Here is a 13794-nt window from a genome sequence, read left to right on the forward strand (position 1 = left end):
GCCTGTGCATTATTCGGGGCGGCCATGGCGAGCGGCAATTCTCAGTAGGGAGTAATCCCTAATGGGTAGGGATGGCGGGCCGGCGGTTCAGCAGCCGCACTGGCGGATCACCGGACGCACTGCCAGCAGTTCCAGCGTCTCGTCGATGCTCAGTCCGGATTCGAGCAGCGCGGCGCCGTCGAAACACCAGGACAGGTCGGTGTTCGGTTCCAGCACGGCCAGCCCGGTCGTGCTGTCGAACACCTCGTGCTGCCAGAAGTTGTGTTCGCTGCGGCTGCGTACCTGGTAGCGCTTGTCGCTCATGCGTGCATGCTCCGGTAGCGCAGCCAGGCCAGCCAGCCGACGAAGACGAAAGCGGCCATGCCGGCGGCCAGATGCAGCGGTTCGCCCCACAGCACCGGCACCACCAGGCCGGCGGCCATCGCGTTGGTCAGCGACTGCGCGAAGCCCTGGCACGACGACACCATGCCGCGCGCACGCGGGAACAGCTCCAGCGCCAGCAGCGACAGTATCGGCATGGCCAGCGCCTGGCCGATGTTGTACAGCGCGATCGGCAGCACCGCCCAGGGCAGGCTGGCCGGAGTGAGCACATTCAGCATCACGTTGCCGAAGGCGGCCGCCAGCATGATGGTGTACGCCATCTTGAGCTGCAGTTGCGGCGCCATCTTGCCGGCCAGCCGGCGGCCCAGCCAGGAGCCGGTCATCATGCCGGCCACCGTCGGGCCGAACAGCCAGGCGAAGCCCTGGGGCGACACGCCCAGGTGCTCCATCAGGAACACCGGCGCCGACATCACGTAAAGGAAGAAACCGGCGAAGTTCATCGACACCGCGATCACCAGCGCCAGCAGCGCCGGATGGGCGAACATGTGGGCGTAATCGCGCGCCAGCTTGACCGGATGCAGGCTGCGCCGGTGCGCCGGGTCCAGCGTTTCCGGCAGGCGCAGCAGGCAGAGCAGCCACATCAGCGCCGAATAGGCGGCGAGAAACCAGAACACCGCACGCCAGCCGAACAGGCCGAACACCCAGCCGCCGATGATGGGGGCGGCCGCCGGCGCCAGCGCGAACAGCAGCTGTATCGTGCTCATCAGCCGCTGTGCCTGCGCACCTTCGAACAGATCGCGCACGACTGCGCGGCCGACCACCATGCCGGCGCCGGCGCACATGCCCTGCAGCGCGCGGGCGATCCACAGGTGCTCGATCTGCGTGGCCAGCGCGCAGCCGACCGAGGTCAGGAAGAACATGACCAGCGACCACAGCACGACGCGTCGCCGGCCCAGCGCGTCGGCGACGGCGCCATGCCACAGCGTCATCAGCGCGAAGAAGCCGAGGTAGATGGTGAGCGACTGCTGCACTTCGAGCTTGGTCGCGCCCAGATCGGCACCGATCGCCGGAAAAGCCGGCAGGTAAGTGTCGATCGCGAACGGACCGATGGCGGACAGGCCCGCCAGCAGGAAGGCCAGGCTGCGCGGCGAACGGCTCACTGGGCGGGGGCGGCCGCTGGCGGCGCGGTGGCCGGTACGGCCGGCAGTGCTTCGAAGGCGCGGCGCTCGGCGTCCGGCATCTCCACCACGCGCACGTCGCTGACGTAGTACTGCGTCTCGCCGAAGCAGGAGGTGGGCACGCCGATGTGCTGCGCGTAATGCAGCGATACGCGCTGGCCCATGCTTTCGTTCAGCTTCTGTGCCACTTTCTCGTCACGCACCGAGAACTCGAACTTCTCGGTCAGCGTGCCGGGCATGGTGACCATCGCCAGTTCGCCTTCCCAGGTCTTGCAGAACCAGCCTTTGTTACTGAATTTCTGTACGTAGCCGGCACGTTCGCCGGTGGAATAGCTCCAGTTCAGCACCAGCCAGGTGTAGCCACCGAACAGTGCCAGCAGCAGGGCGAGGACGGAAAAGATGCGCATGCCGTTCTCCGGGGAAGGTCGCGGGTGAAATTACAGACCGAGCCGCTGCCAGATGGTCGAGGTGAGCCCCGCCTGGTTCAGCGTGTAGAAATGCAGGCCCGGTGCGCCGCCGGCCAGCAGCCGTTCGCAAAGCGTGGTCACGACATCCAGGCCGTAGGCCCTGACCGATGCGGCGTCGTCGCCGAAGCCTTCGAACTTGCGCTGCATCCAGCGCGGGATTTCGGCACCGCAGGCTTCCGAGAAGCGCGCGATCTTCGAGAAGTTGGCGATCGGCATGATGCCCGGGTAGATCGGTGCTTCGACGCCCATCGCGCGCGCGTCATCGACGAAGGCGAAGTAGGCATCGGTGTTGTAGAAGTACTGGGTGATGGCCGAGTCGGCACCCGCCTTCATCTTGCGCACGAAGTTCTGCAGGTCCTTGGCCGCGTTGCGCGCCTGCGGATGCACTTCCGGGTAGGCGGCCACTTCGATGTGGAACCAGTCGCCGGTTTCGGCGCGCACGAACTCGACCAGTTCGTTGGCGTAACGGAAATCGCCCGGATCGACCACGCCGGACGGCAGGTCGCCGCGCAGCGCCACCATGTGATGGATGCCTTCTTCCTTGTAGCGCTCCAGCGTCTGCCGCAGGTTGTCGCGGGTCGAGCCGATGCACGACAGGTGCGGCGCCGCGTTCAGGCCTTCGGCCTTCATTTCGAGCACGGTTTCGAGTGTGCGATCGCGCGTGGTGCCGCCGGCGCCGTAGGTGACCGAGAAGAAGGACGGGTTGAGCTGGCGCAGCTGACGGCGCGTGGCGCGCAGCTTTTCCGCACCCTCTTCGGTGGCCGGCGGGAAGAATTCGACGCTGCAGATGCGCGTGGGGTTGTCAGTCATGGTGGTCGGTCGCGTCGCGCCGGGCCGCGTACAGGAAGAATTCGCGGTTGCCGTCGCCGCCCTTGATCGGGCTGTCGAAGTAATCCAGTGCGCTGAGACCGTTTGCTTCGGCAAACGTCCGCATGCGCACCTCCAGGGCCGGGTATTGTGCCGCATCGCGCACGATGCCGCCTTTCCCCAGTGCATCCGGGCCCAGTTCGAACTGCGGCTTCACCAGCGTGAGCACGCGTCCGTCCGGGGCCAGCAGCGCCGGCCACTGCGGCAGCAGCAGCGTCAGCGAAATGAAGCTGGCGTCGCACACCAGCAGGTCGAAGCCGCCGGCCGCCATATGTATACCGAGCGTGGCGGCGTCCAGCGTGCGCGCATTCAGGTGTTCGATGCAGACGATGCGCGGATCACCGCGCAGCCGCGGGTCAAGCTGGCCGTGGCCGACCTCGACCCCGACCACACGCGCGGCACCGCGCTGGATCAGGCAGTCGGTGAAGCCGCCGGTACTCTGACCGACGTCGAGGCAGGTGAGGCCAGCGACGTCCAGCCCGGCCCGGTCGAGCGCCCCGGCCAGCTTCAGTCCGCCGCGCGACACATAGCGGTCGTCGTCCGACACCTCGACCTGCAGCTCGGCGCCGTCCGGGATGTCCTGGGCCGGCTTGGTCACCACGGTCCAGCCGGCGCCGGAAGCGACGCGCACCCGCCCGGCCGCGATCAGCGCCTGGGCAACGGTGCGGGAACGGGCGAGGCTGCGGGCAACGAGGGTCTGGTCGGCTCTCATGGGTGTTCGCCAGGGGAAGAGCGCGGATGAGAACCGAGAAAGGCGGGCGCTGCAAGCTCGGCCGAGCTTTTCGTCGGGGTGCTGACCTTGTGGGCGAGCCAAGTCTGACCCTCACAGCAGCGGTGGGCCTTGCGCGGCGCCGGATGGGACGCTGTGGGAGCGAGCTTGCTCGCGACTGCAGCCTTGATCGAAGCCTGCGGCCCGCGACGGCCGCGTCGCGGCCAAGGCCGCTCCCACTGGAATGGCGCCCGAACCGCGGCCGGAGCCGGGGTTCTGTGGGGGGGGCTTCTGACCCTGACAGCAGCGGAGGGAAGCACGCGGCGCCAGATGGAGTGCTGCGGGAGTGAGCACGCTCGCGCCAGCCGCTTGGCCGTGACGCCCACACGTCAACGCCCGGTCACACCTCGACTGGATCCACATCGACGTGCCAGCGCAGGCCGCGGGCGACGCGCAGGCGGTAGAGGTTGGCCACCCAGGGCAGCAGCAGCGTGCGCAGCGCCGGACGGCTGCGCGATTCGACCACCAGCTGGGCGCGTTCGCGGTTGGCGCGGCGCACCATGCGCATCGGCACGACATCGTAGATCTGCACGCCATCGACAGCCAGCGCCGTAGCGGCACGGCGGGCCGCTTCGAGGAAGTCGAGTGCGGCCTGCAGTTCCGGCGCATCGGCGCTCAGCATGAGCTGGAAGCCATGCGGCGGCAGGCCGAGCGCGGCGCGTTCCGCCAGCTGGCTGCGCGCGAAGCCGTCGAAATCGTGAGCCTTCAGCGCGGCGAACAAGGGGTGTTCGGGTTGCGCGGTCTGGATCAGCACCTCGCCGGCGGTGTCAGCCCGACCGGCCCGGCCGCCGACCTGCATCAGCTGGGCGAACAGCCGCTCCTGTGCGCGGAAATCGGCGGCGTGCAGCGAGGCGTCGGCGCCGATCACGCCGACCAGCGTGATGCCGGGGAAGTCGTGGCCCTTGGCCAGCAACTGGGTGCCGACCACCAGATCGACCTCGCCGCGGCGGATCAGGTCCAGCTGTTCCTGCCAGTGCTCGCGGCCGCGGACGTTGTCGCGGTCGATGCGCAGCAGACGTGCGGTCGGGAAGCGGCTGGCCAGCGTTTCTTCCAGCCGCTGGGTGCCGCGGCCGTAGCCCTGGATGTCCTGGTTGCCGCATTTCGGGCAGGCCTGCGGTACCGGGCCTTCGGCGCCGCAGTGGTGACAGCGCAGCCGGCGGTCGGCGGCGTGCAGCACCAGGTTGGCGGTGCACTGGGTGCAGCCGGCGGCCCAGCCGCAGGCCGGGCAGCTCAGCACCGGCGCGTAGCCGCGGCGGTTGATGAACAGCAGCGTCTGTTCGCCGCGTGCCAGCCGGCTTTCGATGGCCCGCACCATGGGCTGGCTCAGGCCGTCGGTGGCGCGGAACACCCGCGTGTCGACCAGATGCACCTCGGGCAGGCGGGCGCTGCCGGCGCGCGTGGTCAGTCTGAGCCAGCGGTAGCGGCCGTCGATCGCGTGACGCAGCGTCTCCAGCGACGGCGTGGCGCTGCCCAGCACGATGGGGACGTCTTCGTTGCGGGCGCGCCAGATGGCGACATCGCGCGCCGAATAGCGCACGCCCTCGGTCTGGCGGAAGGAGGGGTCGTGTTCTTCGTCGAGCACGATGCAGCCCAGTCGCGGCAGCGGCGCGAACACGGCCAGCCGGGTGCCGAGCAGGATGTCAGCCTCACCCGACTGCGCCGCCGCCCAGGCCATCGCGCGGGCGCCGTCGCTCATTTCGCTGTGCATGACGTGCAGGCAGGCGCGCGGGAAGCGGGCGGCGACGCGCGCCTGCAACTGCGGCGTCAGCGCGATTTCCGGCACCAGCAGAAGGCACTGCCGGCCGGCGGCGATCTGATCCTCGATCAGTCGCAGATAGACCTCGGTCTTGCCGCTGCCGGTCACGCCGTGCAGCAGGCTGGCGGCGTAGCCGGCGGTCGATTGCAGGGCGGCCAGGGCCGCCGCCTGGTCGGCGCTCAGTACATGGGCTGCTTCGGCCGGCGCCTGCGGCAGCGCCGGCTCGATCAGCCCGTCGGTCAGCAGGCGTTCGAGTGCCACGGCGGCGCGCGACGACAGGGCGCGCAGTTCCGCCTCGTTCAGGTCGCCGGACTCGGTCAGCGCGGCGAGCAGCTTGCGGCGGACGTCGCGCGCCGGCAGCGTGTCGAGCGCGGCGGTGCCGGCCGGGGTGGCACGGAAACGCCGGTTGGCCCGCTCGGCACGGGTCGCGCTGATGGCCGGCGGTGCCGCCATCGCCGCCACTTCGCCTATCGGTTGCTGGTAGTAGTGGGCGACGAACTCGACCAGCGCCCGCCAGCTGGCCGGCAGCGGCGGGCTGGCACGGTCGATGTCGAGCAGCGGCTTGATGCGCGCAGCGTCGACCTCGCCCGCTTCGCGCCAGCCCCAGGCGATGCCCCACAGCTCGCTGCGGCCGAAGGGCACGCGCACACGCTGTCCCGGTTCGGCATCGGGAAAGGCCGAGGCGTCATAGTCGAACAGCGTGGGAATCGGTCGCGAAAGCGCGACCTGCAACAGACGCGACGGCAGAATTGCTGCGGTGCTTTCCAAGCGCTGATGCGGGCTTTTAATGGATTCAGTGACTTGCGGCATGTCGTTCAACAAGACTGGGTGCTTGTGTCCGCAACGCACTCATCCGGCAAGGTTTTGAGTGCCACAAAAGCTGTGGATAACTTTGTGGGAAACTTCGTGTCCGTCCGTCACGAACCTGACATCAACGGCCACCAAATTTTCCGCCAGGCGTCAAGAAAAAAATACTTCCTTGCTTATCAGTGACTTGCGCGAAGGGCTCTTGTAGTGGACCGGCCCTTCGGCTTGTAGTCGGCCTGAGCGGCCGACTGTGCATAAGTCAACCCCTTGCGGTGGCCGAACTGTGCGGAAAAAGCCGGCGGAACGTGCCGGCTGCCCGGTTCAGCCTGCCCGCAGGGCGCGGCTGTGGCGGTGAACTTCCTCCACCAGCGCGGCGACGTGCTCCGGCGGCGTGTGCTGCGAAATGCCGTGACCGAGGTTGAATACATGGCCCGGGTGATTGCCGTAGCTGTCGAGGATGCGGCGCGCTTCGCCGCGGATGCCTTCCGGGTGCGCGAACAGGGCGGTCGGGTCGAAATTGCCCTGCAGCGCCACCTTGTCGCCGACCCGCTGGCGGGCCAGTCCGATATCGGTGGTCCAGTCCAGGCCCAGCGCGTCGGCACCGGCTTCGGCCTGCGCCTCCAGCCACTGACCGCCGCCCTTGGTGAACATGATGACCGGCACGCGCTGGCCGTCCTTTTCCCGCTTCAGGCCGGCGATGATGCGCTGCATGTAGGCCAGAGAGAACTCGCGGTAGCCGTGCGCCGACAGTGCACCACCCCAGGAGTCGAAAATCATCACCGCCTGCGCACCGGCCTCGATCTGCGCATTCAGGTAGTCGGTCACGGCTTTCGAGGTCACCGACAGCATGTGGTGCAGCAGTTCCGGGCGATCCAGCATCAGCGTCTTCAGGTGCCGGTAGTCGTCCGAGGCGCCACCTTCGACCATGTAGCAGGCCAGCGTCCACGGGCTGCCGGAGAAGCCGATCAGCGGCACCCGGCCGTCCAGCGCGCGGCGGATTTCACTCACCGCATCAATGACGTAGCCCAGTTCGGCGGTCGGGTCGGGCGCGGCCAGCGCGCGGATCGCGTCTTCCGAACGCAGCGGGCGCTCGAATTTCGGGCCTTCGCCCTCGGCGAAATACAGGCCCAGACCCATCGCGTCCGGCACCGTCAGGATGTCGGAAAACAGGATGGCGGCGTCGAGCGGAAAGCGCTCCAGCGGTTGCAGCGTCACTTCGCAGGCCATGGCCGGCGACTTGCACAGCTGCAGGAAGCTGCCGGCGCGACGGCGGGTCGCGCAGTACTCGGGCAGGTAGCGGCCGGCTTGGCGCATCAGCCAGATCGGCGTGTAGTCGGTGGGCTGGCGCAGCAGCGCGCGCAGGAAGGTGTCGTTGCGGAGTGCGGACATGGGAAATCCTTGAAGTGCAGGGCGCAAGGATAGCCGATGCGCCCGCCTGCCTGCCCGGGCAGGCGACGATCGGACCTATTTGCGCCAGAAACCGGGGGTGAAGATGACCAGCACGGCGAACACCTCCAGCCGGCCGAGCAGCATGGCAAAGCTGCAGATCCAGGTCTGCAGGCCGCTCAGTCCCTGGTAATTGCCGGCCGGTCCGACCTCGCCAAGGCCAGGGCCGATGTTGTTGATGCAGGCGATCACGGCGGTGAAGGCGGTGATGAAATCCAGACCGGTCAGCAGCAGCGCGAAAACCATCAGCGCGGCGCTCATGAAGTACAGGAAGATGAATCCCAGCACGGACTGGGCGACGTGCTCGGACACGGCGGTGCGGCCGATCATCAGCGGACGCACCGCCGCCGGGTGGATCAGCTTCAGGATTTCGCGCTGGCTCTGACCGAACAGCACCAGCGTACGCACCATCTTGATGCCGCCGCCGGTGGAGCCGGCACAGGGAATGAGACCGCCCAGAAAAAGCATGAGCAGTGGCGCGAAGATCGGCCACTGCGCGAAATCGGTGCTGGCATAGCCGCTGCCGGTGCCCAGCGACACCAGATTGAACAGGACCATGCGTGCCGAGGTGCCGACGTCGTCATACACGCCCTCGGCGAGCAGGAAGATCGTGAGCCCGACAAAGGCGAGCAGCATGATGGTGAGGTAGGCGCGTGCTTCGGCGTCGCGCACATAGGGACCGATGGACAGCCGCCGGACGGCCAGGAAGTGGGTGGCGAAATTGATGCCGGCCAGCAGCATGAAGAAGCTCAGCACCACCTCGATCAGGACCGAATCGAAGGCCCCGACACTGGCGTCGCGCGTCGAGAAGCCGCCCAGACCCATCGCCGAGAAGGAATGGCAGACGGCGTCGAACCAGTCCATGCCAGCCAGACGCAGCGACAGCAGGCACACGGCGGTCATGCCGACATAGACGAGGTAGAGTGCCTTGGCGGTATCGGTGATGCGCGCGGTGAGCTTGCTGTCCTTCATCGGCCCCGGCGTTTCCGCCTTGTACAGCTGCATGCCGCCGACGCCGAGCAGCGGCAGGATGGCGACAGCGAACACGATGATGCCCATGCCGCCTATCCAGTTCAGCAGGTGGCGCCACAGATTGATCGACTGCGGCGCATGGTCCAGCCCGGTCATGACCGTGGCACCGGTCGTGGTCAGGCCGGACATCGTTTCGAAGAACGCGTCGGTAAAGCTCATCGTGTCGTAGGACAGCATGAGCGGCACCGCGGCGATGGCCGACATCAGCACCCAGGACAGCGTAACCAGCAGGAAGCCGTCGCGCGGCTTCAGCTCGCGGTAGTGGCGTCGCGTCGCCATGTAGAGCAGTACGCCGCCGGCCGCGCTGATTGCCATGCTGTCGATGAAATGCCACAGCATGCCGTCGTGGAACACCAGCGAGCAGGCGATCGGCGCCAGGTAGGTCAGGCTGAACACCGCCAGCAGGCGGCCCAGCACATTCAGTACGGCCAGCATCAGAGAAACCCGAATCCGACCTGGAACAGCCCCTCGACCCGTGCCACCACACGCTTGGTCGAGCAGAACACGATCACGTGGTCCTCCGGCTCGATCACCGTGTCGTGGTGCGGCATGATCACCTGCTCGTGCGTCTCGCGCACGGCCAGATCGGTCACCTCGACCCTGATCGGTTTTTCCGAGTGACGCACGATGGCGCCGATCATCGCGCCCTCGGGCAGCTTGATCTCATCGACGCGCCGACCGACCACCTTGGACGTCTTGCGGTCGCCGTGCACCACCAGTTCGAGCGCTTCGGCCGCACCGCGGCGCAGGCTGTGCACCGCCACCACGTCGCCGCGGCGCACGTGCGCCAGCAGCGAGCCGATCGACACCTGTGCCGGCGAGATGGCGATGTCGATGGCGCCCGCCTGCACCAGGTCGACGTAGGCACGGCGGTTGATCAGCGCCACCACGCGGCGCGCACCCATGCGCTTGGCCATCAGCGACGACATGATGTTGTTTTCGTCGTCGTTGGTCAGCGCCAGATACAGATCCATGTCGTCGACGTTCTCCGCCTCGAGCAGCATCTCGTCGGTGGTGTCGCCGGCCAGCACCAGCGTCTTGTGCAGGCTGCCGGACAGGAATTCGGCGCGCGTGCGCGAGTGCTCGATCAGCTTCAGCTCGTAGCGGTTCTCCAGCGACGAAGCGAGGCGGTAACCGATGTTGCCGCCGCCGGCGATCATGATGCGGCGCATCGGCTTGTCCAGCCGGCGCAGTTCGGCGGTGACGGCGCGGATGTGCTCGGTCGCGGCAACGCAGAACACCTCGTCGCCCGGCTCGATCACCGTGTCGCCATCGGGGATGATGGCGGTGTCACGCCGGTAGATGGCGGCGATGCGGGCGTCGATGTCGGGCAGGTGCTCGCGCAGCGCCTTGATCTGGCGCCCGACCAGCGGCCCGCCGCCGACCGCGCGAACCGCCACCATGCTCACCCGGCCCTTGCCGAACTCGATCACCTGCAGCGCTTCCGGGAAGGCGATCAGCCGCTTCAGGTAGTCGGTGACCTCCTGTTCCGGACAGATCGAGAAATCGACGGCGAAGTTGTTGTCGTCGAGCAGCTGCGGGTAGTCGGCGTAGTCGATCGAGCGCAGCCGGGCGATGCGGGTGGGCAGGTTGAACAGCGTCTGCGCGATGCGACAGGCGCACAGATTGGTCTGGTCGGACGCGGTGACCGCGATCAGCAGATCGGCGTCGTCGGCGCCGGCCTGACGCATGACCGCCGGGCTGGCGCCGTTGCCGGCCACCACGCGCAGGTCGAGACGGTCCTGCAGCGCCTGCAGGCGCGGGACGTCGGTATCGACCACGGTGATGTCGTTGGCCTCCGACACCAGGTTTTCCGCCACCGAGGAACCGACCTGTCCTGCCCCGAGAATGATGATCTTCACGCGCCTGCCCGCTGTGGAAAGTCGCGGAAGTGTAGCGTCAAGTGTGGCGGCGCAGCACGATACGCGTCAGCCGGCGCCCAGCATGCCTTCGCGCTCGATGAAGGCGATGATGGCGTCGAGGTTGTGGCCGGTCTTCATGTTCGAGAACAGGAAGGGCCGCTCGCCGCGCATCTTCTTCGCGTCGCGTTCCATCACCTCGAGCGAGGCGCCGACCATCGGTGCCAGGTCGATCTTGTTGATGATGAGCAGGTCCGACTTGCAGATGCCGGGGCCGCCCTTGCGCGGAATCTTGTCGCCGGCGGCGACGTCGATCACGTACAGCGTCAGGTCGGACAGTTCGGGCGAGAAGGTGGCTGCCAGGTTGTCGCCGCCGGATTCGATCAGGATCACTTCCAGCCCGGAAAAGCGCGCGCTCAGACGCGCCACCGCTTCGAGGTTGATCGACGCGTCCTCGCGTATCGCCGTGTGCGGGCAGCCGCCTGTCTCCACGCCGATGATGCGTTCCGGCGGCAGCGCCTCGTTGCGCACCAGGAACTGCGCGTCCTCCTCGGTGTAGATGTCGTTGGTGACCGCGGCGATGTTGTAGCGGTCGCGCAGCGCGCGGCACAGCGCCAGCGTGAGGGCGGTCTTGCCGGAGCCCACGGGGCCGCCGATGCCAACACGCAGCGGCGGGCGGGGAGTGGAGGTCGTCATCGTCTTCCTTTCAGAGTGGTCGGGCGCGCCGGGCAGGCGGGCCATCCTCGAAGATCATGGCCGGTTTCGGATTCACGAGCGGAACAGGCGCGAGTACTGGGTTTCGTGCAGGCAACTGGCGATGGCGAGGCCGGGTGCGAAATTGCTCCAGTCCTCGCGCGGCAGGACCAGCGCGGTCGCCACGCGCGACGGGATCATCGCCCCGAGCGACATCAGCAGCCGCTGCCCTGCCGTCTGCCCGAGCGGGACCGCCTTGATCGCCGCCATCACCTGGTTCTCCGCCCAGGCCCAGGCCCAGGCGGTCAGCGCCGGCTCGATCGGCACGCCGAGCGCCACCGCGGCGCCCAACCACGCAGTCGGGAAGGCGACGTCGCCGATGTCCGCAAGCCGTGCCGCGACCGCGCTGCATTCCGGCAGCGCCTTCAGCAGCTGGAGGCAGGAATAGCCCATCTGCACCGTCTCGGCGCGCAGCTCGGCCGCTTCGCGGCTGGCCAGGTAGTCGTCGTTCAGATCGATCACCGCCGCGATGTCGCCAGCCGCCCAGACGCGCATCTGCTCGGCCAGCAAGGGCAGTTCGAACGAGGCGATGCCGGCGTCGAATACAGCGGCGATCCAGTCGCCGGCGTCCGCTTCGGTCCGGATGGCGCCGCAATCGACCCGCCATTCCAGCCCCTGCGAATAGCTGAAGGCGCCGACCGGCAGCGTCGGGCTGGCCAGCTGCAGCAGTCGCACCAGCGCGAGCGGATTCATGCGCCACCCGCGAACAGGTGCAGCTTGGCGCCGGTCTCTTCGGCGTGCGCGTGCGTGTGGTGGGCCGGGTGACCGCCGTAGGCACCGGCTTCGGGCTCGAACGGCGCCTGCGTCTCGCGCACGTCTAGGCCCAGGCCGACCAGCATCTGAGCCAGCACGTGGTCGGCCGCCAGCCGCAGCAGGCCGGGCTGCACCTCGACCGCGACATGGCGGTTGCCAAGGTGGTAGGCGGCGCGCGCGATCAGCAGCGCGTCTGCGCTGTGTGCCTCGATGATCCGCTCCGGCGCCGAGCGTACGGCAACGACGCGCCCGTCCTTGCCGGCCAGCAGATCGCCGCCGCGCAGTATCGTGCCGCGCGGCAGGAAGAGGCCGACCTCCTCGCCGGAATCCAGGCGCGTGCGCAGCCTGCACTTGGCGCGCAGTTCGAAGGTCAGCGTCAGCGTTTCGGCCGGCACGGCGTCGGCCGGCGCGAAGGTTTCGATCAGCAGCATGTCGTGTGCGGGCGGGGCCCGCAGGTTCAGAACAGGAAATAGCGCTGCGCCATCGGCAGAACGTCGGCCGGTTCGCACACCAGCCGCTCACCGTCGGCGCGCACTTCGTAGGTTTCCGGATCGACGTCGATCTGCGGCTGCCAGCCGTTCAGCACCATGTCGGACTTGCGGATGGCGCGTGTGTTGCGCACCGGCTCAAGTCGCTTGGCGAGGCCCAGGTCGCGCACGGCGGGGTTGTTCAGCGCCGCCTGCGACACGAAGGTGAGCGAGGTTTTCAGGCCGCCGGCGTAGCTGCCGAACATCGGCCGGTAGTGCACCGGTTGCGGCGTCGGGATCGACGCGTTGGGGTCGCCCATCGCGGCGGCGGCGATCATGCCGCCCTTGAGTATCAGGCTGGGTTTGACGCCGAAGAAAGCCGGGCGCCACAGCACCAGGTCGGCCAGCTTGCCCGGTTCGACCGAGCCGACGATGTGCCCGATGCCGTGCGTGATCGCCGGGTTGATCGTGTACTTCGCGATGTAGCGGCGTACGCGGAAATTGTCGGCGGCCGGCGAACGCCCTTCGGGATCGCTCAGCGTGCCGCGCTGCAGCTTCATCTTGTGCGCCGCCTGCCAGGTGCGGATGATCACTTCGCCGACGCGGCCCATGGCCTGCGAGTCGGACGACATCATCGAAAAGGCGCCGAGGTCGTGCAGGATGTCCTCCGCCGCGATCGTCTCGCGCCGGATGCGGCTTTCGGCGAAGGCCACGTCCTCGGCGATGGCGGCGTCGAGGTGATGGCACACCATGAGCATGTCGAGGTGCTCGTCGATGGTGTTCACCGTGTACGGCATGGTCGGGTTGGTCGATGACGGCAGCACGTTGGGCAGGCCGGCCGCGCGCAGGATGTCCGGGGCATGACCGCCGCCCGCACCTTCGGTGTGGAAGGTGTGGATGGTGCGGCCCTTGAACGCGTCCATCGTCGTTTCGACGAAGCCCGATTCGTTCAGCGTGTCGGTGTGGATGGCGACCTGCACGTCCATCTCTTCGGCCACCGACAGGCAGGTGTCGATCGCCGCCGGCGTGGTGCCCCAGTCCTCGTGCAGCTTCAGGCCGATCACGCCGGCCTCGATCTGTTCGCGCAGCGGCGCGGCCTGCGATGCGTTGCCCTTGCCGAGAAAGCCGAGGTTCATCGGAAAGGCGTCGGCCGCGGCCAGCATCGAGTGGATGTGCCAGGGGCCGGGTGTGCAGGTGGTGGCGAAGGTGCCGGTGGCCGGCCCGGTGCCGCCGCCCAGCATGGTCGTGACGCCCGACATCAGCGCCTCTTCGATCTGCTGCGGGCAGATGAAGTGGATGTGGCTGTCGATGCCGCCGGC

At 67.9% G+C, this 13794-nt stretch carries 13 protein-coding genes; all 13 read right to left on the minus strand.

Annotation, left to right across the window (positions count from 1 at the left end):
• Positions 1–87: 87 nt before the first annotated feature.
• Complete coding sequence (locus IV112_RS02040; protein ID WP_020166183.1) at positions 88–303, minus strand: hypothetical protein; 216 nt, start codon at positions 301–303, stop codon at positions 88–90.
• The gene (locus IV112_RS02045; RefSeq protein WP_304000777.1) at positions 300–1481 is read right to left on the minus strand and encodes a multidrug effflux MFS transporter; all 1182 of its coding nucleotides are present in this window, start codon (positions 1479–1481) and stop codon (positions 300–302) included. The genes IV112_RS02040 and IV112_RS02045 overlap by 4 nt, the downstream gene beginning before the upstream one ends.
• Complete coding sequence (locus tag IV112_RS02050) at positions 1478–1906, minus strand: hypothetical protein (RefSeq protein WP_304000778.1); 429 nt, start codon at positions 1904–1906, stop codon at positions 1478–1480. Before IV112_RS02050 ends, IV112_RS02045 begins: the two co-directional genes overlap by 4 nt.
• Before the next feature lie 30 nt (positions 1907–1936).
• Positions 1937–2776, minus strand: coding sequence for a methylenetetrahydrofolate reductase [NAD(P)H] (gene metF / locus IV112_RS02055; protein ID WP_304000779.1), 840 nt, complete (start codon positions 2774–2776; stop codon positions 1937–1939).
• On the minus strand, positions 2769–3545 hold the full coding sequence (locus tag IV112_RS02060) for a TlyA family RNA methyltransferase (protein ID WP_304000780.1): 777 nt from the start codon (positions 3543–3545) through the stop codon (positions 2769–2771). The genes metF and IV112_RS02060 overlap by 8 nt, the downstream gene beginning before the upstream one ends.
• 397 nt (positions 3546–3942) lie before the next feature.
• Positions 3943–6126, minus strand: a complete 2184-nt coding sequence (locus IV112_RS02065) for a primosomal protein N' (RefSeq protein WP_304000781.1) — start codon at positions 6124–6126, stop codon at positions 3943–3945.
• Between the two features lie 360 nt (positions 6127–6486).
• Positions 6487–7554, minus strand: coding sequence for a uroporphyrinogen decarboxylase (gene hemE / locus IV112_RS02070; protein ID WP_304000782.1), 1068 nt, complete (start codon positions 7552–7554; stop codon positions 6487–6489).
• A gap of 75 nt (positions 7555–7629) precedes the next feature.
• Positions 7630–9078 (minus strand): TrkH family potassium uptake protein, encoded by a 1449-nt coding sequence (locus IV112_RS02075; RefSeq protein WP_304000783.1) that lies wholly within the window; start codon positions 9076–9078, stop codon positions 7630–7632.
• Positions 9078–10505, minus strand: a complete 1428-nt coding sequence (trkA, locus tag IV112_RS02080) for a Trk system potassium transporter TrkA (RefSeq protein ID WP_304000785.1) — start codon at positions 10503–10505, stop codon at positions 9078–9080. Before trkA ends, IV112_RS02075 begins: the two co-directional genes overlap by 1 nt.
• Before the next feature lie 66 nt (positions 10506–10571).
• Positions 10572–11198 (minus strand): urease accessory protein UreG, encoded by a 627-nt coding sequence (gene ureG / locus IV112_RS02085; RefSeq protein WP_304000786.1) that lies wholly within the window; start codon positions 11196–11198, stop codon positions 10572–10574.
• Positions 11199–11270: 72 nt separating this feature from the next.
• Positions 11271–11948: an urease accessory protein UreF gene (locus IV112_RS02090; protein WP_304000788.1), complete on the minus strand. Its 678-nt coding sequence runs from the start codon at positions 11946–11948 to the stop codon at positions 11271–11273.
• The gene (gene ureE / locus IV112_RS02095) at positions 11945–12439 is read right to left on the minus strand and encodes an urease accessory protein UreE (RefSeq protein ID WP_304000790.1); all 495 of its coding nucleotides are present in this window, start codon (positions 12437–12439) and stop codon (positions 11945–11947) included. Before ureE ends, IV112_RS02090 begins: the two co-directional genes overlap by 4 nt.
• A 26-nt stretch (positions 12440–12465) precedes the next feature.
• The coding region (gene ureC, locus IV112_RS02100) for an urease subunit alpha (RefSeq protein ID WP_304000791.1) at positions 12466–13794 on the minus strand (1329 nt) is incomplete at its 5' end.

Source organism: Methyloversatilis discipulorum (genome assembly GCF_018780585.1).
Lineage (GTDB): Bacteria > Pseudomonadota > Gammaproteobacteria > Burkholderiales > Rhodocyclaceae > Methyloversatilis > Methyloversatilis discipulorum_B.